This window comes from Bacillus bingmayongensis, from assembly GCF_000299035.1.
Taxonomy (GTDB): Bacteria; Bacillota; Bacilli; order Bacillales; family Bacillaceae_G; genus Bacillus_A; species Bacillus_A bingmayongensis.
In genome coordinates this window covers 256600-277843 of record NZ_JH921520.1, presented here as the reverse complement: position 1 = coordinate 277843, position 21244 = coordinate 256600, and the positions used below count along the sequence as shown (strand labels likewise).

General features: G+C 37.5%; 18 protein-coding genes. 3 read left to right on the top strand and 15 right to left on the bottom strand.

Features of this window, described 5'->3' with window-relative positions; all coding sequences use genetic code 11:
• Positions 1-56 precede the first annotated feature (56 nt).
• Together pnpS and Y7E_RS0124950 are read right to left on the bottom strand one after the other, a co-directional pair.
• Positions 57-1820, bottom strand: a complete 1764-nt coding sequence (pnpS, locus tag Y7E_RS0124955; protein WP_017153940.1) for a two-component system histidine kinase PnpS — start codon at positions 1818-1820, stop codon at positions 57-59.
• The gene (locus Y7E_RS0124950) at positions 1813-2529 is read right to left on the bottom strand and encodes a response regulator transcription factor (RefSeq protein WP_017153939.1); all 717 of its coding nucleotides are present in this window, start codon (positions 2527-2529) and stop codon (positions 1813-1815) included. Before Y7E_RS0124950 ends, pnpS begins: the two co-directional genes overlap by 8 nt.
• Before the next feature lie 170 nt (positions 2530-2699).
• On the opposite strand from Y7E_RS0124950, the gene Y7E_RS0124945 reads away from it, so the two are divergent.
• Together Y7E_RS0124945 and Y7E_RS33775 are read left to right on the top strand one after the other, a co-directional pair.
• Positions 2700-3023, top strand: a complete 324-nt coding sequence (locus Y7E_RS0124945) for a YnfA family protein (protein WP_017153938.1) — start codon at positions 2700-2702, stop codon at positions 3021-3023.
• 103 nt (positions 3024-3126) lie between these two features.
• On the top strand, positions 3127-3267 hold the full coding sequence (locus tag Y7E_RS33775) for a hypothetical protein (RefSeq protein WP_017153937.1): 141 nt from the start codon (positions 3127-3129) through the stop codon (positions 3265-3267).
• A 95-nt stretch (positions 3268-3362) separates the two neighbouring features.
• Here the strand turns inward: Y7E_RS33775 and Y7E_RS0124935 are convergent, their stop codons facing one another.
• The 5 genes from Y7E_RS0124935 to Y7E_RS0124915 all read right to left on the bottom strand — a co-directional run bounded on the left by Y7E_RS0124935 (position 3363) and on the right by Y7E_RS0124915 (position 8598).
• Entirely contained in the window at positions 3363-3836 is a 474-nt protein-coding gene (locus Y7E_RS0124935) for a MaoC/PaaZ C-terminal domain-containing protein (RefSeq protein WP_017153936.1), read from the bottom strand.
• Between the two features lie 365 nt (positions 3837-4201).
• Positions 4202-5140: a malate dehydrogenase gene (mdh, locus tag Y7E_RS0124930; RefSeq protein ID WP_017153935.1), complete on the bottom strand. Its 939-nt coding sequence runs from the start codon at positions 5138-5140 to the stop codon at positions 4202-4204.
• A gap of 20 nt (positions 5141-5160) precedes the next feature.
• Positions 5161-6453 carry an NADP-dependent isocitrate dehydrogenase gene (icd, locus tag Y7E_RS0124925; RefSeq protein ID WP_017153934.1) on the bottom strand — a complete coding sequence of 431 codons (1293 nt, stop codon included), beginning with the start codon at positions 6451-6453 and terminating at the stop codon, positions 5161-5163.
• Positions 6454-6614: 161 nt separating this feature from the next.
• Positions 6615-7763, bottom strand: coding sequence for a citrate synthase (citZ, locus tag Y7E_RS0124920; protein ID WP_017153933.1), 1149 nt, complete (start codon positions 7761-7763; stop codon positions 6615-6617).
• Between the two features lie 373 nt (positions 7764-8136).
• Positions 8137-8598 carry a DUF441 domain-containing protein gene (locus tag Y7E_RS0124915; protein ID WP_017153932.1) on the bottom strand — a complete coding sequence of 154 codons (462 nt, stop codon included), beginning with the start codon at positions 8596-8598 and terminating at the stop codon, positions 8137-8139.
• 395 nt (positions 8599-8993) lie between these two features.
• Between Y7E_RS0124915 and ytvI the strand changes: the two genes are divergently transcribed.
• Positions 8994-10112: a sporulation integral membrane protein YtvI gene (gene ytvI / locus Y7E_RS0124910; RefSeq protein ID WP_017153931.1), complete on the top strand. Its 1119-nt coding sequence runs from the start codon at positions 8994-8996 to the stop codon at positions 10110-10112.
• A gap of 249 nt (positions 10113-10361) precedes the next feature.
• Here ytvI and Y7E_RS0124905 read toward each other — a convergent pair whose 3' ends face one another.
• The 8 genes from Y7E_RS0124905 to dnaE all read right to left on the bottom strand — a co-directional run bounded on the left by Y7E_RS0124905 (position 10362) and on the right by dnaE (position 21226).
• Positions 10362-10751, bottom strand: coding sequence for an FxsA family protein (locus tag Y7E_RS0124905; protein WP_017153930.1), 390 nt, complete (start codon positions 10749-10751; stop codon positions 10362-10364).
• Positions 10752-10979: 228 nt separating this feature from the next.
• Complete coding sequence (gene pyk, locus Y7E_RS0124900) at positions 10980-12737, bottom strand: pyruvate kinase (protein ID WP_017153929.1); 1758 nt, start codon at positions 12735-12737, stop codon at positions 10980-10982.
• Positions 12738-12790: 53 nt separating this feature from the next.
• Positions 12791-13750, bottom strand: coding sequence for a 6-phosphofructokinase (gene pfkA / locus Y7E_RS0124895; RefSeq protein WP_017153928.1), 960 nt, complete (start codon positions 13748-13750; stop codon positions 12791-12793).
• A 128-nt stretch (positions 13751-13878) separates the two neighbouring features.
• The gene (accA, locus tag Y7E_RS0124890) at positions 13879-14853 is read right to left on the bottom strand and encodes an acetyl-CoA carboxylase carboxyl transferase subunit alpha (protein WP_017153927.1); all 975 of its coding nucleotides are present in this window, start codon (positions 14851-14853) and stop codon (positions 13879-13881) included.
• Positions 14841-15710 carry an acetyl-CoA carboxylase, carboxyltransferase subunit beta gene (gene accD / locus Y7E_RS0124885; protein WP_017153926.1) on the bottom strand — a complete coding sequence of 290 codons (870 nt, stop codon included), beginning with the start codon at positions 15708-15710 and terminating at the stop codon, positions 14841-14843. The genes accA and accD overlap by 13 nt, the downstream gene beginning before the upstream one ends.
• 185 nt (positions 15711-15895) lie before the next feature.
• Entirely contained in the window at positions 15896-16540 is a 645-nt protein-coding gene (locus tag Y7E_RS0124880; RefSeq protein WP_017153925.1) for a FadR/GntR family transcriptional regulator, read from the bottom strand.
• Between the two features lie 14 nt (positions 16541-16554).
• Positions 16555-17763 (bottom strand): NADP-dependent malic enzyme, encoded by a 1209-nt coding sequence (gene ystJ / locus Y7E_RS0124875; RefSeq protein ID WP_161603957.1) that lies wholly within the window; start codon positions 17761-17763, stop codon positions 16555-16557.
• Between the two features lie 133 nt (positions 17764-17896).
• Complete coding sequence (dnaE, locus tag Y7E_RS0124870; RefSeq protein ID WP_017153923.1) at positions 17897-21226, bottom strand: DNA polymerase III subunit alpha; 3330 nt, start codon at positions 21224-21226, stop codon at positions 17897-17899.
• Between the last annotated feature and the right edge of the window lie 18 nt (positions 21227-21244).

Below are 21244 nucleotides of genomic sequence, written 5' to 3'. Positions count from 1 at the left end.
TGAAGCTATTGTTAATATAATGTAAATATATCCCTCCCAAGGGTTTCACATTATCATTACTTCTCCAAATCCGCTTTCGGTAAAGCAACTGTAAATGTAGTACCTTCTCCTACTGTACTATCCACAGTGATCGTTCCTTGATGCGCTTCTACTAAGTGCTTTACAATCGATAACCCCAGGCCTGTCCCACCTGTATTTCGGCTTCTTGCTTTATCTACGCGATAAAAACGTTCAAAAATACGCGGAATTTCTTCTTTACTAATCCCAATTCCTGTATCAGATACTTTTATATAAGCGTTATGTTCATCCTCTAACAACTTTACAGAAACTGTACCGCCAGCTGGTGTATATACAATTGCATTATTAACTAGATTGATAAAAATTTGTTTTAATCGACTCGGATCTCCTATCACGGACACATGTCTCAGTACATCAACTTGTAAGGAGATTTCTTTATCTTGTGATTTATTCTCCAGTACCATTTTGATTTCTCCAAGCAATTCCTTCATATCAACAGTACCCATATTTAACTTAAAGCCTTGTTGTTCAATCTTTGATAAATCTAATAAATCTTCGATTAAGCCTTGCATACGCTCGCTTTCCTTTAAAATAATATGCAAGAAATGCTCGCAAAACTGCTGATTTTCCATCGCACCATCAAGCAATGTTTCAGAAAAACCTTTAATAGAAGTAATCGGCGTTTTTAGTTCATGTGAAACATTTGCTAAAAAGTCTTTTCGCATTTGCTCTAGTTTCTTTAGTTCTGTTATATCGTGGAATACGAGAACAATCCCTTTCCACTCATGATTCGTCCCAATAATAGGTGCGCCATATACTTCAAAATGCTTTCTTTCAATTCCAAGTGGCAGTAGCATTTGCTTCCGCACTTTTACTTCTGTCATAAAAATCTCTTCCACAAGTTCAATGATTTCTGCATGAAGAAATGCTTCATAATATAAGCGATCCAAATACTCTTCATCCGTTACATGAAAGATTTCTTTATACGAACGGTTTACAAGACTTATATAACCACGGCTATCAATTAAAATCATACCGCTTCCCATGTTTTCAATCAGTGTATGTAAACGATCTTGTTGCATTTCTTGCTCTAACGTCATTTCTTGTAAGTTACGCGCTAAAATATTGATCGCCTTGCTTAACATCCCTGTTTCATCTGAATGATTTTCATAGGCACGTGCCTTATAGTTGCCCTTCGCCAATTCAATCGCTACTTTCGTAACTGACTCTATCGGACGAATATATTGACCTGTAATTTTCACACCAAGAAAGACAACGACAAGACAGGCAATTACAAATCCTATAATTAATAATCCCCACGTTTTTTGGTGAACATCTTTCAAAGGAGCTATAGTGCTTTTTATAAGAATATATCCTTGCTTACCATCTGTATCTTGAACAAATACTGCATGGTAAAATACATTCTTATCATTTGTTTCCTTCGTAATCACTCTATTTTTTTGTTTTGCTGTTTTAGAAGAAAGTTCCTCAATTGTTGCTTGATTAAATACAGATTGCTTGCCTTTACTATATTTGACTTTCTTCGCTTCATCAGCAAATGTAACCGAAACAGGAACTTGCTCTTCTAATTTCTCAAATATGTTTGGCGATTTTAGAACATGATCAACACCTTCCGCCTCTACCAATGAAGCAACATACCTTGTCTCTTTTACTGTCCTCTCTTTCGCATGATCGATATAGTAATTCTCAAACACCGTTTCCAAGAGTACTCCTAGTCCAACTAAAATAAGAATAATAAGAGAAACAAATGTAAAGAGAAGCCTCGAGCGAAATTTATTCATCCCCCTTTGGCTCCTCTAATTTATAACCTAATCCACGAATTGTTTTAATGTACGCTGGTTTTTTCGTATTCTTTTCAATTTTATCTCGCAAGTGACTAATATGAACATCGACGATTCTTGTATCACCCGCAAAATCATAATTCCATACCGCACTTAATAACTGATCACGTGTTAATACACGCCCTTTATTCCTTGCTAAATATACAAGTAACTCAAATTCTTTTGGCGTTAGTTCTAGCTTTTCCCCTTGGAAATACGCCTCATAAAATTCAGGTAAAATTTTTAAATCAACAATATTGATACTATTTTCATCCTGCACTTCTGGAACTTGTTCATCTTGCAATTTCGTACGACGTAAAATCGCCTTCACACGCGCAACAACTTCCCTTGGGCTAAATGGCTTTGTCATATAATCATCAGCCCCAAGCTCAAGCCCTAACACTTTATCGAACTCATCATCTTTCGCTGTTAGCATTAAAATAGGTGTCATAATACGCTGCAAACGCAATTCTTTACACACTTCCATACCATCCATTTTTGGAAGCATTAAATCTAATATAATCAGATCTGGACGTTCCGTTGTCGCCTTTTGAAGCGCTACTTCACCGTCCATCGCTGTTATGACCTCAAATCCTGCTTGCTGCAAATTAAATTCAATTAAAGTTAAAATAAACTCCTCATCATCAACAACTAAAATTCGATTGCTCATTCTCTTCCTCCAAGTTATAGACTTGAAACCTTCTTCACCCTAGTATTTCCCCACTATTCCCATCATACTAGAAAACAATTCCCCTCTCAATAGAATTGTCCTTCACTAAGTTTGATTATGCTATAGTTATACAGGAAAGTATATCTAATAGAAAGCGATGGTACATATTCATGTTTAAAGCAGCTGTTATTTTCATTGTTGCTGGACTAGCTGAAATTGGTGGTGGATATCTCATCTGGAAATGGCTAAGAGAAGGATGTTCACCTTGGATCGGCCTAATTGGAGGCATTATTTTATGCTTATACGGCGTTATCGCCACATTCCAAGTATTTTCTAGTTTTGGCCGTGTATACGCAGCTTATGGCGGCGTTTTTATTGTGATGAGTTTACTATGGGGGTGGATGGTCGATAAAAAAACACCAGATATTTTTGACTGGACTGGTGCAATTGTTTGCCTTGTTGGTGTTTTTATTATTCTTTGGCCACGTGGATAAAGAACTTCTTCTTTCTCCCCCTCATTGACGTACATAACCAAAACATGCATCAATTAATATATAATTATTAAGAAATGTTATCAACAATGAGGGGGATTTCATCGTGAATCATAAAAAATGGATACTATTTGGTTTATCCTTATTATTTTTAGTTAGTTTTACTCTTGGCTTATCGAACTGGGATACGCTAACAAAAGGCTGTTCGGATTTCAAAGAAGGATTCACAATTGGATTTTTTAATTAATTTATTTTCATACCAATAATAAAGAGCACTAACATATTATGTATTAATCATATGTTGGTGCTCTTCTTTTAACATGTAAGACTTAACACTTTTTCTTAAAAATTATCTAACGCTTTTTCTAAAATAGAAGCTGATTTGTAAGGCGGCGTGACCGTTAATACACCTTTCACAACCACTTCTTCTTTTTCATCATAAGCGAATACACGCATATCAATCGTATGTTCCTCCTGAGAAACTGCTACAACTTCAAAATGAATTTGCAAAGTTTCATAATGATTCACAGGCTTCACAAAAGTAAGGTCCTTCCTAACAACATGACTGCCTGGACCTGGCAAATATTTCGTAACCGCTGTTGTAATCATACCCGTTAACATAATACTTGGTACAATAGGTTTTTCATACGGAGTTTGGGATGCGTAATCATGCTGGATATATAATGGATTTGAATCATTTGTTAAGCCTAAATACAATAATAGATCTTTATCCTCAATTTTTTCAGTGATAGATAACTTTTCGCCTACTGTAATCTCATCCATTCGACGACCAATTTGAACTTTTTTCTTTAACATGTTACAATCCCCCTCCAAATTTTATTTTATCCCGCTAGTTGCGGCCAGTAACCTCCACCTAAAAATCAAGAAAAATTCAAAGAAGAAAGTTAGAGATAACTGTCCGTAAAAGCCCGATTGGTCAAGGCTAATTCCCAGCAGGGATAAAACCTCCTACTGAGAAAAGTTTCACTTTATTATCCTACCAAAAGCGATATATTATCCGGAGTATTACTGTAATGAGGGCAATGTATACTATTAGTCTATGTTTCCGTTGTAGGATATAACAAATGATAGCGTTTTCATATTATTTTAAAAAAATAATTCGCTAAATAGTAGAAAAAGATTCGGAGTCCCCGAATCTTTTTCTACATATATATTTTGTATTAAACAAGAACTTTCATAACGTTACGTACAGATTCTACTGAACGATCTAGCGCTTCTTTTTCTTCTTGGCGAAGTTCTAATTCAATAATTTTTTCAATTCCGTTACCACCAAGAATTACTGGTACACCTAGGTAAAGGTCGCTATAGCCATATTCACCTTCAAGGTATGCGATAGCTGGTAATACACGGCGTTGATCTTTTAAGATTGCTTCAGTCATTTCAACTAAAGAAGCAGCTGGTGCATAATATGCACTACCGTTTCCTAGTAAGCTTACAATTTCACCGCCGCCTTTACGCGTACGTTCTACGATTGCTTCTAAGCGCTCTGCAGGAATTAATGTCTCTAACGGAATACCACCCGCATAAGAGTAACGTACAAGAGGTACCATGTCATCACCGTGGCCACCAAGAACGAATCCTGTAATGTCTTTTACAGAAAGATTTAATTCTTGTGCGATGAATGTACGGAAACGAGCTGTATCTAGTACACCTGATTGACCGATAACACGTTCTTTCGGGAATCCAGCTTCTTTAAATACAGAATATGTCATTGCATCAACTGGATTTGTTAATACAACAATAATCGCGTTTGGTGAATGCTTTGCGATATCTTTTGTAATACTTTTCATAATTTTAGAGTTCGTCGCTACTAAATCATCGCGGCTCATTCCTGGTTTACGTGCGATCCCTGCTGTAATAACAACAACGTCAGAATCAGCAGTATCTACGTAATCAGATGTGCCGATAATGTTAGCATCAAAACCTTGTACAGGGCTTGCTTCTAACATATCTAACGCTTTCCCTTTTGTTGGATTTTCCAGTTGTGGAATGTCCACTAATACAACATCTGCAAGCTCTTTTTGAGCTAGTAAGAACGCTGTTGTTGCTCCTGTAAATCCTGCACCGATGACTGAAACTTTTTTGCGTTTGATTGTCATAATTTCTCCCCCACTTTAAATTATGCGTTTTTGATTACTGCTAAATCCATATTGTTAATAAGGGCATCAGCAAATTCAGAACATTTCACTTCAGTTGCACCATCCATAAGGCGTGCGAAGTCATATGTTACCACTTTTGAGGCAATTGTTTTTTCTACTGAAGCAGTTACTAATTTCGCAGCTTCATTCCATCCTAAATGTTCTAATAATAATACTCCTGAAAGAAGAACAGAAGATGGATTTACTTTATCTAAACCTGCATATTTTGGAGCAGTACCATGTGTAGCTTCAAAAATAGCATGTCCAGTAACATAGTTAATGTTTGCACCAGGTGCAATACCAATGCCGCCTACTTGTGCTGCAAGTGCATCAGAAATATAGTCGCCATTTAAGTTCATTGTTGCAACAACATCGAACTCACGTGGACGTGTTAAAATTTGTTGTAAGAAGATATCTGCAATAGAATCTTTCACAATGATTTTACCAGCTGCTTCAGCCTCTGTCATCGCTTTATTTGCTGCATCTTTACCATCTTTTTCAACAATGCGGTCATATTCAGACCAAGTAAATACTTTATCGCCGAATTCTTGTTCCGCAACTTCATAACCCCAATTTTTGAAAGCACCTTCTGTAAATTTCATAATGTTTCCTTTATGAACTAATGTAACAGAAGAGCGTTTTTCGTTAATTGCATATTGAATTGCAGCACGAACAAGACGCTTTGTCCCTTCTTCTGAAATTGGTTTAATACCAATTCCTGATGTTTCTGGGAAGCGAATTTTATTTACACCCATTGTTTCTTTCAAGAACTCAAGCACTTTTTGCGCTTCTGGAGATCCTTGTGCATATTCAATACCAGCATAAATGTCTTCTGTATTTTCACGGAAAATCACCATATCAGTATCTTCCGGACGTTTTACTGGTGAAGGAACACCTTCAAAATAACGAACTGGACGTAAACATACGTATAAGTCTAATTCTTGACGAAGCGCTACGTTTAGAGAACGAATACCGCCACCAACAGGAGTTGTAAGCGGGCCTTTAATTGCGATTAAATATTCACGAATCACATTTAACGTCTCTTCTGGTAACCATTCGCCTGTTTGGTTGAATGCTTTTTCCCCTGCAAGCACTTCTTTCCAAACGATTTTCTTCTCACCGTCATAAGCTTTTTCAACAGCTGCTTCTAATACACGAGATGCTGCTGCCCAAATATCTGGTCCAATTCCATCTCCCTCAATAAAAGGAATAATAGGATTGTTTGGTACATTCATAACACCATTCGTTACAGTAATTTTTTCTCCTGTCGTCACTGTGATAACCCCCATGTTTGAAATTTCATATGTATGAAACTGAGGGAATAAGACCCTCAGTTCAAACCGTTAGTCAAATTAAAATATTCCAATCATTACATCTTTCCCAAAAAATCTGACTTTTGAAAGCGTATTTACACTATCTAAATAGTGTTTTTAACTTATCGTTGTGCCAGTGGTACATAACGTTGATGCGTTGGTCCATTATAATCAGCACGCGGACGGATTAAACGGTTATTTTCATATTGTTCTAGAATATGAGCTAACCATCCTGACATACGGCTAATCGCAAAAATTGGTGTAAATAAATCATGATCAATTCCTAAACAATGGTAAACAGAAGCAGAATAGAAATCGACATTTGGTGGAAGACCTTTTTCTTTTGTGACAATGTCTTCGATTTTGATAGACATATTATACCATTTTTCTTCCCCTAAAAGCACGCATAATTTCTTAGACATTTCACGTAAATGTTTCGCACGAGGATCACCATGCTCATATACGCGATGGCCAAATCCCATAATCTTCACTTTATTTTGAAGTGCGTTATGAATATAGGATTCTACATTTTCTTCTTCGCCAATTTCTTTTAACATCTTCATTACATTTTCATTTGCACCGCCATGAAGAGGTCCTTTTAAAGCACCAATCGCTGCTGTAATACCAGAATATACATCTGAAAGTGTTGCAACGCAGACACGCGCTGTAAATGTAGAAGCATTTAATTCATGATCCGCATGAAGCACAAGCGCTTTATCGAAAGCTTCAATTTCTACTTCATTTGGTTCACGATTATTTAACATATAGATAAAGTTTGCAGCTAATGATAAATCTTTTCGTGGCTCAACAACTTCTAAACCTTTACGAATTCTTGCATACGCTGCAACAAGAGTCCCTACTTGAGCCTGCAATTTAACCGCTTTCAAATAATTGGACTTTTCATCCATTAATTCAGCGCTCTCATCGTATAATGATAACATGGAAATCGCAGTTCGTAAAACAGACATCGGATGTGCAATCTTTAAATCTACTTGTTTTAAATATGTTAAAATCTCATCCGGAACTTTAGAATTTTCAGATAACAATTCTTTTAACTCCGTTAGCTCCTGTTCGTTAGGAAGCTTGCGGTGCCATAATAAGTATACCACTTCTTCAAACGTAGCATTTTCTGCTAAATCATCAATATTATACCCAACATAAGTTAATGTATCATCAATAATTGAGCTCACAGATGATGTTGTTGCTACTACCCCTTCTAAACCTCGAATAACAGTCATGACATTCTCTCCTTTTCCTGTAAATTCTCCCAACCTTGCTCCCTTGTATCTGATTGCTTCCCTTCTAAATTATGAACGCCCGTTCACTCTTTAGGCAAGCAAAATGCACGATCATGCAAATTTGTTGTGGTAGTTCCATTGATTCTTATAAAGCATGAGCGTGAGTTCCTCCCCGAATCCTCACGCTCAGAACAACAGATGGTGAGGAAAACTAGTTTCGAAGAGTTTATGATAAAAACAACATAAAACAATATCAGTAAAAAATTGTTTTATGTTGTTTTTATTTTATCAGGTGTAAGTCTTCGCTGTTATGTAACCTTTTAAAAGTTTCTAACCCTATTATATACAATTATCTGACTTTTGTGAATGGAAAGAATTCAAAAAATTTATATTACTATAAAATTTTTCACTTAAACATCTGTATAATGTTCATCACAGCATAGGCAATTCCAGCACCAATTAACGGTCCTACAGCAACTCCATTAAATAATGCAACTGCGATAATTGTCCCAAATACAAGCGCAGTTGTAATATGAGGATCGTTTGTTAATAATTGCAAACCACCCTTCGCTAGCAAAGCAACTGCTATCCCTGAAGCTAAAGCAATCCATGCATAATAAGATTTAGTCGCTTCACTAAGCTGCTTAAATCCGATTTCACCCGTAGCGATTGGAACAAGAACTGCAATCGTAATGACCGTTACACCTAGGTTAATTCCTTTTGTTTGTAGATACGGAAGTATTTTATCTCCTAAAAACGTCCACTTTAATAACAATAAAACACCAACTGCTACAGTAAGCGATTGATTTTTAGCAATAAGTCCAATAATAAGTAGTATGAATAAAAATAACGTTGATTGACTAATCATGATTACACTTCCTTTCTGAAAATAATGAACCTGTTTACAAAATAAATTGCTGTTAAACATATCGTTATACACGCTATAGATGGAAGTATTCATCAATTAATACAGATGATACATACAGACCTTCAACGCTTTAAATGAGACGTTTATATTTACTAAGAAAGAAAATCACTCTCCTTTCTTTTCTTATAAGAAACAGGTAAAATAAAAAATAGATAAAGTGAGGCTCTCGTCAATCAGTACAAAGAAAATTTTTACTGCTGATTAGCAATCGCCATCAAGATTTTACGAGCAGATCGCTTCACACTTTGAGGTGATTCATATCGCTCGCAAATAGCAGGATAAATCCATCATTCCACTATAACATAAATACAATTTGGAATGGGAGGTAAGCACCTTTGAATCGAAACTCGCTGTATATCGTATTGCGACTTATATTTGTCATTTTAGCAACAATACTTGGGTTTTATGCGCTTTTATATGTTTCAGGCCTTATATACCCTTTTATCATCGCATTGGCTTTTGCTTATTTGATCAATCCAGTCGTAAATTTTCTCAACCAAAAACTACAATTTCCTCGTGCCTTAGCGGTACTTGTCAGCTTAATTCTTGTGTTCGGTGCCATCGTCGGACTCGTTACATACCTTGTGACAGAAGCAATTTCCGCCACAACTTACTTACTACAAATTGTCACAGAGAAGTTTCCGGCTATCGTACAGTATGCACAGCAATTTGCACTCAATAATATTATGCCTTTATATGATGATTTAATTTCTAAATTTAATCATCTCGGCGAATCACAGCAATATACAATTACACAAAACATCCAAAACCTAGGAACGGAAGCAACAAAGCAGATGAAAGAATTGTTGACCGCTATTATAAGTGGATTAACAAACTTCATCAGTGCACTTCCAACAACCTTAACAGTTCTTGTCTTCATCTTATTAGCGACTTTCTTTATTAGTTTTGATTGGCATACACTTGCTTACAAAGTAAAACGATTGCTTCCAAACCGCGTACACGGATACGGAAAAACTATTTTTGTCGATTTGCGAAAAGCATTATTCGGATTTGTAAAAGCACAGCTCACACTTGTATCTATGACAACTGTCATCGTACTAATTGGACTATTAATTTTGCGTGTACCGTATGCTATCACAATCGCAATCATTACAGGAATTGTAGACTTACTTCCTTATTTAGGAACGGGAGCAGTTTTTGTCCCTTGGGTGATATATGTATTTTTCACAGGGGATACAGCATTCGCAATTGGTCTACTCATTTTATATATTGTTGTCATTGTTCAAAGGCAAATCATGGAACCAAAAGTGTTATCATCCAATATTGGACTCGATCCATTACCAACACTTATCGCATTATTCGTTGGGTTTAAGCTATATGGTTTTTTAGGATTAATCATTGGTCCAGTCACATTGGTGCTATTAAACACATTGCACAAAGCCCATGTATTTCATGATTTATGGAAGTTTATTAAAGGCCCACCATTAAAATAATATTTTTCACTCTCATCCAAGTCTTACATTCAAATTTTCTTTTAAAAATAAAACAAGGGAATTACCCATAATAAATGGATAATTCCCTTGTTTTTTGCGTAAAATGACACTCCCAAGGTCATTTTTACATTTTTATTCTATTTTCTACATTTTTATTATTCCCTTTTCTTCCTTTTTCTACAAATGAATAAATATACATTTTATAATTCGACAAAAAAATAACACTTAGAACGCTTCATGTTCTAAGTGTTATTTTTGTACTATAACGGTTGTATTCCTTCTCAATTTCCATTCTAACCATTTCATTATAAAAGGCTTAAACAACTTTCTTGTCATCGGGAAGATGAAAACAAACCCTATCACATCTGTTACATACCCAGGAAGTATTAAAAGCACTCCACCTACAAAGACAAAGATTCCATCTAGTACTGCATCAGCTGGCATCTCACCATTATTCAATCTCGATTGAATTTCTCTCAACACCTTAAATCCTTGTTTTTTCGCTAAATAAGCGCCAAGAATGCCAGTAAACACAATCATAGCAAATGTTGACCAAAGACCAATTAAATGACTAGAACCAATCAGCACAGTTATTTCAACTGCCGGAATCAAAATAAAAAGAAACAACATCCACTTCATTCTCCCACTCCTTCATATTTCCTCATACGTCCTTATCCCCTCAAAACAACGCTTTACTGCCCTTTTATATAAAACAATAACCAAAAACCTTATCAGGCATAAAAACACCTCTAAGGGCCTCTTAGACGCTAATAATAGAACCCCTATCACTATCAAACCTCATATATCTTCACTATTCTGGGTGTAAAAAAAAGAGAAGGACTCCCATCCTTCTCTTCACATTACTTCTTATAGCACTTCCGCATGTCCATTATAAACAATTCCGCGCGCTGCATCAACTGTTACTTCTTGGCCATTTTTTAAAGTTGCTGTTACACCATTTACACCAACGATAACCGGAATACCGATTGATACACCTACAACAGCCGCATGGCTTGTTAAGCCACCCTCTTCTACAACTAGAGCTGCAGCTTTTTCAATTGCAGGAATCATATCTTTATCAGTGCTTGTTGTAACTAGGATATCTCCTTCTGTTACGTTTGCTACTGCTTCCTCAGCTGTTTTCGCTACAACTACTTTACCTTTTGCAGCTTTGCGACCAATCCCTTGTCCTTTAGCGATTTCTTCGCCAACAACATGAATTTTCATTAAGTTTGTTGTACCAGTTTCAGCAACTGGAACACCAGCAGTAATTACAACAGTATCTCCAAGTCCGATTAGACCCGCATCCATACCTGTTTGAATTGCAGTATCTAACATTTCATCAGTAGATGCCGCACGTTTTCCAGCCATAAATGCTTGTACACCCCAAACAAGCGCAAGACGACGGCCTACTTGCTCGTCAGATGTTACAGCTACGATTGGAGATTTCGGACGATATTTAGAGATCATTTTTGCAGTATATCCACTTTCTGTCGGAGCTACGATTGCAGCTACATCAAGAGCAAGTGCTGTGTGCGCAACAGATTGGCTAATCGCATCTGTAATTGTTGGAGTGAACTCTTTAATACGTTTTTTGAACATATCTTCATATTGTAATGATTTTTCAACGCGTGTCGCAATATTTGCCATCATTGTTACTGCTTCTACTGGATATTGACCCGCTGCAGTTTCACCAGAAAGCATGATTGCATCTGTACCATCGAAGATTGCGTTCGCTACATCACTTGCTTCCGCACGAGTTGGACGTGGGTTACGTTGCATAGAATCTAACATTTGTGTTGCAGTAATAACCGGTTTACCTAACACGTTACATTTTTTGATTAGACGTTTTTGTACTAATGGCACTTCTTCTGGTGGAATTTCCACACCCATATCACCACGAGCTACCATTAAACCGTCAGAAACTTCTAAGATTGAATCGATGTTATCGATACCTTCTTGGTTCTCGATTTTTGGTACGATTTGGATGAACCCTGCATTGTGCTCTTCTAATAATTCACGGATTTCTAATACGTCAGCTGCTTTACGTACGAAAGATGCTGCGATGAAATCAACTTTTTGCTCGATACCGAAGACGATATCTTTTACGTCTTTTTCAGTGATACCAGGAAGCTTAATGCTTACGTTTGGTACGTTAACACCTTTTTTATTTTTTACAGTTCCGCTGTTTAATACTTTTGTACGAATGTTTCCGTCAGCTTTCTCGATTACTTCTAGTTCGATAAGACCGTCATCGATTAGAATGCGAGAACCTGGGTCTACATCGTCATAAAGACCAGCATAAGATACAGAGAACTTCTCTGCAGTTCCTAATACTTGCTCTGTAGAAATTACAACTTCTGCACCTGTTACTAATTCAGCTTGTCCGTCTACAAAGTCATGCGTACGGATTTCTGGACCTTTTGTATCAAGTAAGATTGCAACTGTTTTACCAGTTTTCTTTGAAGCTTCACGAATGTTTTTAATACGTGCTCCGTGCTCTTCATGGCTACCATGAGAGAAGTTTAAACGAGCAACGTTCATACCCGCTTCGATTAATCGCTCTAATTTTTCAATACTTTCACTAGCAGGACCTATAGTACATACAATTTTTGTTTTACGCATATTGCACCTCCGAAAATTATGAAACCGTTCCCAAATATCAGACATTACGCCGATTAGATGGATAATTCTTTAGATAATTGATACATATCTTTATCAATTGTATGCTTTTGAGCTAACGCTTCGATAATGTCATGATCAACAAGTTGATTGTTTTGGATACCAACGCAACGTCCACCTTTACCCGCAATCAACAGTTCAACTGCTCTTGCGCCAAGACGACTTGCTAATACACGGTCTTGTGCACTTGGTGACCCACCACGTTGTACGTGACCTAATACAGTTACGCGAGTATCAAAGTTTGTTGCTTCTTCGATATGCTTACCGATGTCAATTGCACTTCCAACACCTTCAGCTACAACGATAATACTATGCTTTTTACCACGCTCACTACCGCGTTTTAAACGAGCAATCACATCTTCCATATCATGCTCTTCTTCTGGAATTAAGATTGTTTCTGCACCATCAGCTAAACCAGCCCATAATGCGATATCTCCAGCATGACGCCCCATTACTTCGATAACATATGTACGTTCATGAGATGTAGCTGTATCACGAATTTTATCGATCGCATCAATAACAGTGTTTAACGCTGTATCAAAACCGATTGTGAAATCTGTTCCGGGGATATCATTATCAATTGTACCCGGTACACCGACACAAGGGAATCCTTGCTCTGTTAATTTTTTAGCACCTTGGTAAGAACCGTCTCCGCCAATAACAACAAGTCCTTCAATACCAAATTTCTTTAATTGCTCGATACCTTTCAGTCGTACTTCTGGGTCTTTAAACTCAGGACATCTTGCTGTATATAATTTCGTACCACCGCGGTGGATAATATCGCCAACAGAACCAAGTTCTAATTTTTCAATGTGACCAGAAATTAATCCAGCGTATCCATGGTAAATACCATATACTTCTATATCATGGAAAATCGCTTTACGAACAACTGCACGAATGGCAGCATTCATACCAGGTGAATCTCCACCACTTGTTAATACACCAATACGTTTCATTTGTACTCACCTCAAAAAGATTATTTGCCTTATAATAAAATAACATGAAGAAATATAAAAATACAATGGAGAAGATGTGTCTTTTCACAATAAAAACGTGCATTCGCGAAATGGAACGCACGCTTTTCTTATTTTATCCAAATGGAAGCGTTTGAAAACGAAACTTGCCCAATTTTCATATATTTTTCATAACGTTTTTCGATTAATTCATCTTTCGAAATACCGTTTAATTGACCAAATGTTTTTTTGAGCATCAGGTCAATATTTTCTGATTGCTTTAAAATATTACGATGGGCACCGCCGCGCGCTTCTGGAATAATTTCGTCAATTACACCTAATTCTTTTAAATCTGCTGCTGTAATTTTTAGAGCTTCAGCAGCATCTTTTGCTTTTGTAGCATCCTTCCAAAGAATTGTCGCTGCCCCTTCTGGACTAATAACAGAATAAGTGGAATTTTCTAGCATATAAATGTAATCTCCTACTCCAAGACCTAGCGCACCCCCACTGCCACCTTCACCGATAACAATACAAATAACAGGTACAGTAAGCCCTGCCATTTCAAATAAATTACGGGCAATGGCTTCACTTTGGCCACGTTCTTCAGCTGCTTTACCAGGGTAAGCACCTTTTGTATCAATGAAACAGATGATTGGACGATTAAATTTCTCCGCTTGCTTCATTAAACGTAGTGCCTTTCGATATCCTTCTGGATGAGGCATTCCAAAATTACGACGAATATTCTCTTTCGTATCTTTCCCGCGCTGGTGCCCAATTACCGTTACAGGCATTCCATCATATTTCGCTATGCCGCCGACAATCGCTGCATCATCGCCATATAGACGATCTCCATGACATTCGAAAAAATCAGTAAATAAGTGCTCAATATAATCGAGCGTTGTCGGCCTCTCTGCATGACGAGCAATTTGAACGCGATCCCATACTTTCATATTGCCGTATATTTCTTCCTCTAAATTTTCTAGCTTGTGTTCCAAGATACGAATCTCCTCACTGAAGTCCATCTGGCTGTTTTTCGTATAGTCTTTCAGTTCACGAATCTTATTTCTTAGCTCAACAACTGGTTTTTCAAATTCTAGCTCTGCCATACAGCCGTTTCCCCTCCTTGATGAACTTCTAAAATCTTACGGAGCGAATCTTTCATATCATTACGATGTACAACCGCATCCAATTGACCATGATCTAGTAAAAACTCTGCCGTTTGAAAATCTTCTGGCAGTTTCTCACGCACCGTTTGTTCAATTACACGTCTACCAGCAAAGCCGATAAGTGCACCTGGTTCTGCAAGATTATAATCACCAAGTGAAGCAAAACTCGCTGAAACACCACCTGTCGTTGGATGCGTCATAACAGAAATAAATAATCCTCCAGCATTGCTATGCTTTTTCAAAGCTACGCTCGTTTTTGCCATTTGCATTAAGCTTAAAATACCTTCTTGCATGCGCGCACCGCCCGATGCAGTAAAGATAATAAATGGCACTTGTAATTCGTATGCTTTTTCAACTGCACGTGCAATTTTTTCACCTACAACAGAGCCCATGCTGCCCATTCGAAAGCGAGAATCCATTACTGCAACGACAACAAGCATTTCATCAATTGTTCCTTCACCTGTCACAACCGCTTCATTTAATTCTGTTTTCTTGCGATCACTCTCTAATTTTTCTTCATAGTTTGGAAACTCAAGTGGATTTAACGAAACCATCTCTTTGTCATACTCACGGAATGTCCCTTCATCCAATACACTATTAAGGCGTTCCCATGCATTCATAGGGTGATGATAACCACAATTCACACATACTTTTAAATTTTTAAGAAGCTCTTTTGTATACATGATTTTCTTACATTTCGGACATTTTGTCATTACACCGTCCGGTACATCTTTTCGTACTTGTTCTGAAGGAATTGCAGCATACTTTTTCTTTTTTACGAATAAATCTCTTAGCACAATTTGACCCCCTTTGATGAGAGCTAAGGTTAGGGTAGGAAGAAAACGGGGCTAACACCAAAGTTTGATGTTAGCCTGGTCTTCTTAATCTGTCTAATAACCTCTCTCTTTACGTTTAACTTTAACCGCTGCGCGATAGATTGTTTGTCATAACGTGTCATGGTCATTTCGACAAATTTTATACATTACGAGTGAAACTGTATGTTTTCCATTAATTCATCATAAATTTTTAGCGCTTCCTCTTCTTTTTTCGCATATAGCGCTTCATAAAGCTTTCTATAGATTTCTATAGATTCTAGCGAATTTTCACAAGAAAGAGTCGCAACATAATCATTTACAATTCTCCAAATTCGATATAGTAAATAATTGTCTACTTGTTCAATAAGTGTTTTGAAAAACGTTTGATGAAACTCCTGGATTGAGCTCTCGTCCTTTTTCAGAACTTGTTGTAACATACCTAGCACACTAGGGAACGTTTCTTCCGATAACTCACATACGATTCGAAGAACATCTTTTTCAAGCAATCGTTTCGTCTGTAACAAATCACGAATTGTTTTCTCATCTTGTAGTAAAAATGGTGCGATTAATTTGACAAGACCATTGTCATAGAAGTTTCGAATAAACGTCCCTTCGCCGCGTCTCGTTTCAATTAATCCTACAAGTTCTAATGCTCGCAATGCTTCACGTACAGATGAACGTCCAACGTTCAAACGTGCGCTCAGCTCACGCTCAGATGGTAAGCGATCACCTGCTACTAAACCATCCTCTTCCATAATGGAACGGATTTTCTTTACAATTTCGAGATATACTTTTGTATTTGATGATGTCAATAGAAATTCCTCGCTTACTCTTTACCAATCAGCGCTAATTGTTTTGTTTTCTCAGCGATTTCATTTGGATCTACTTGACGGCGAGCTACTCCTGTCTCCATCGCAGCTTTTGCAACGTAAGCCGCTACCTGAGGCGCTACACGCGCATCAAACGGAGCTGGAATGATATAGTCTGAATTTAGCTCATCTGCCGCTACAAGCTCTGCAATAGCCTCTACAGCTGCCATTTTCATTTCTTCATTAATTTGCGTAGCATGTACATCAAGTGCACCACGGAAAATACCAGGGAACGCTAGTACATTATTTACTTGGTTCGGGAAGTCAGAGCGACCAGTCCCAACAACAGCTGCGCCTGCTGCTTTCGCAATTTCTGGCATAATTTCTGGAACCGGATTTGCCATCGCAAAAATAATTGCCTCGTCATTCATTGTACGAACCATTTCTTCTGTTAATGCACCCTCTACAGATACACCGATAAATACATCCGCACCTTGTACAACATCAGCTAATGAACCTTCCATACGATTTTTATTCGTATATTTTGCAACTTCATCTTTCACCGGGTTCATGCCAACAGGGCGACCTTCATAAATTGCGCCTTTTCGGTCACACATAATAATGTCACGTACACCATAGCGATATAAAAGTTTAATAATTGCAATACCCGCTGCACCTGCACCATTTGCTACAACTTTAATGTCAGACATTTTCTTTCCAACTAGCTTAAGTGCGTTTACAAGTCCTGCTACTGTTACGATAGCTGTTCCGTGTTGATCATCATGGAATACAGGAATATTTGTTTCTTTTTTCAAACGTTCTTCAATGATAAAGCAGTTTGGTGCTGCGATATCTTCTAAGTTTACACCGCCAAATGTTGGCTCCATTAATTTTACAGTTTCAATAATTTTATCTACATCGTTTGTATTTAAGGCAATTGGGAATGCATCTACGCCAGCAAAGCTTTTGAATAAGACTGCTTTACCTTCCATTACTGGAAGAGATGCTTCTGGTCCAATGTTACCAAGACCAAGCACAGCTGTTCCGTCCGTCACAACTGCTACCATGTTTCCCTTCATTGTATATTCATATACCTTACTTTTATCGTCATAAATTTCTTTACAAGGTTCTGCAACCCCTGGAGAATATGCAAGACTTAAATCTTTAGCATTTTCTACTTTTACTTTTGATACAGTTTCTAATTTTCCTTGATGCACTTTATGCATGTGAAGTGCTTCTTCACGAAGTGTTGACAAACTATCCACTCTCCTCAAATTATTCTTGCTGATATCATTCTCTCCAAGTGGTCTGACCACGAACACTATTACTATAATAATCGAACTAGAGGGAAATTGTCCATTATATTTTCACTACGACATTTTCCTCACCGACTATTTCGCGAAGCGTTCCTAAACATTCCTCACTTGGATGAATTGACAAACTACGAGATAATTGTACCATTTTATGTTCCTTTTCATAATAAATTAGTACTTTCGCAAAACCTGAATAGTGAAACAATATTTTTGTAACCTGATTTAACAACTTTTTTTCATACTGCGACGGCAATTTCACATAAATAGACGCCTCTCTCATTCCATCGTAAATATCCATTTGTTCTAACGGATACACCCCATTCACAATCCATTGCAATTTGTGGTTTCGTTGTTCAATCGTCCCTTCAACTAAAACGATTTCACCTTCTTGCAACCTTTCAGAAAAATGAATATATGTTTCCGGAAAAACAACCGCTTCCATTTCATCATTGTGATCACAAAACGTGACGAACGCCATTTTTTGCAATTTTTTCGTCCGAATGACTTTTACACCTGTTATATAAACAATGGCACGCTGTACTTTTCGCTTTTGCCCCATCGCTTGCGCAAGCGATGGAATTTCCAGTTCTTTTACAAGCTTTGCGTACTGCGCCGTTGGATAACTGGATAAATAAAAGCCAAGCGCTTCTTTCTCATTATTTAATTGTTCAATAAATGATAGCTCTTCTCCTTGTACATATACTGATTTTGGGACACTTTCTTCCCCTAATTCACGCGCAAGGCTTGCATACTCTAGAGCACCCTTAATGCTGTTAAACAAAGTTGTTCGCGAAACTTGAAAATCATCGAAACAGCCAGCCCAAACAAACGCCTCTAAATTGCGTTCTGTAACAAACTTTGCTGGCATACGAAGACAAAATTCAAATAAATCTTGGAATGGATTTCTTTCTCTTTCCTCAATCACCGCATTCACTGTAGCCATCCCGATATTCCGAATCGAAAGCAAACTATAGCGAATTGCATTCCCTTCTATTTGGAAATTGTAACTACTTCTATGAAGAGACGGCGGTAAAACACGAAAACCTTTGCGCTTTGTTTCGCGTATATATTGCACAATCTTATCTTCGTTCCCAATCGCACTTGATAACAGTGCTGTCATAAACTCTAACGGGTAATTTGCCTTTAAATAAGCCAGTTGATATCCGATCATACTATACGCTACCGCATGACTTCGGTTAAAACCGTAATTTGCAAATCTAACAATTAAATCATATATTTGCTCTGCAGATGTTTCATCGTATCCATTTCGTAAACACCCTTGTACAAAATGCTTTCGTTCCTGATCTAAAATCTCACGGTTTTTCTTACTTACTGCACGGCGGAGCAAGTCAGCTTCCCCAAGTGAAAAACCGGCTAATTTCGAGGCGATTTGCATAATTTGCTCTTGGTAGACAATTACACCATATGTGCTCTCTAAAATCGGTTTCAAATCAGGGTGTAAATATTGAATTTGGCGCTTTCCATGTTTCGATTCAATAAAGGTTGGGATTTGCTCCATCGGTCCTGGACGATATAAAGAGTTAACTGCAACAATATCTTCAAACTCATTTGGTTTTAAATTGCGTAATACATTCCGCATTCCCCCAGACTCGAGCTGGAATACACCTGTTGTATCTCCTCTTCCGAGTAACTGGAATGTCTTTTCATCTTGAAGAGGTAAATTTCGTATATCAATTTGTTTACCTGTTTTGGTCACAATAAACGAAAGAATATTCTCAAGTAACGTTAAATTACGTAAACCTAAGAAGTCCATTTTTAACAGACCAAGTTCTTCTAACACTTCTGCTGGATATTGCGTTACATATACATCATTATGCCCTTCTTGAATCGCAACGCTTCCCGTTAACGGCTCCTGACTCATAATGACTCCCGCCGCATGAATAGACGTATGACGTGGTAATCCTTCGACGCGCTTCGCAATTTCAAAAACGCGTTCATGCAAGAGATTGCCTTGTATAAATTCACGAAGAGACCCGGATTCTTCATACGCTTCTTTTAGCGTTATCCCAAGTCTTGATGGAATAAGTTTGGAAAATATGTCAATGTCCCTCGGCGGAAGCCCCATTACGCGAGCGATATCCCGAATCGCTGCTTTTGCCGCTAGCGTTCCGAACGTAACAATTTGAGCAACGCGAAGCTGACCATATTTATCTTTTACATAACGAATCATCTCATCACGCCTAATGTCCGGAAAATCAATATCAATATCTGGAAGCGTAACACGTTCTGGATTTAGAAATCGTTCAAACAGCAAGTCGTACTCAATTGGATCGATATCTGTAATTTCTAACACATAAGAAACAAGAGAACCTGCTGCTGAACCACGGCCTGGTCCTGTTAAAATATCATGTTCATGTGCGTATTTCATAAAATCCCAAACAATAAGGAAATAATCGCTAAATCCCATGCGAGAAATAACATCGAGTTCGTGATTTAAACGCTGATTATGTATCTCTTTTGGCACACCGTAGCGCTTTTTTAATCCATCTTCACAAATGCCACGTAAATAAGCATCACTCGTCTCATTAGATGGCACAGGAAACTTCGGTAATTGATTTACATGAAATGGAATTTCTACACGGCAACGCTCCGCAATTAAAGCTGTATTATGAAGAGCCTCTTCCATATGAGAAAATAAAGCTTCCATTTCAGCCAGTGATTTTAAATAATATTGATCTGTTTTGAGCCTTGGTCTATCTGGATCAGTCATCTTCGTTCCGCTCTGAACAGATAATAAGCACTCGTGCACAAGCGCATCGCTTTGGTTCACATAACGAACATCATTGGTTGCGACGAGTGGTATATTCAACCTACTTATAAATTCCGGCAGCTTTTCTTGTAGAAACAACTCATCTTGAATGGCATGATGCTGCAAACTCATATAAAAGCTTCCAAACATATTTTGATACGCCCTAGCTACTTCTTCAGCAAACTCATCTTTTCCTTGTAACAATAACTGTTCAATTTCCCCATCTTTTCCTGGAGAAATCGCAATCAACCCTTTTGCATAATGAGCAAGCCACTTTTTAGGAATGCCTTCCTTTGACTTCGTCATGATGGTGCTAGAAATTTTCAATAAGTTTTGATAACCTATTTCATTTTCTGCCAGTAATACGAGCGGATATGCCTTCTCTTCTTCCTCACTAAAAATAGAGGCTGTTAATCCAATAATGGGCTGAATTCCATTTTTCTTACATGCCTTATAAAACGGAATGACTCCATACATAACATTTTCATCTGTGATCGCGAGAGATGAAAATCCAAGCTCTTTCGCTCGAACGACAAGTTCATCAATTTTACAAGCACTTTTTAACAAACTATAAACGGTTTGACATTGTAAATGCACAAACTTCACTGTTGTACCCTCTCTTTA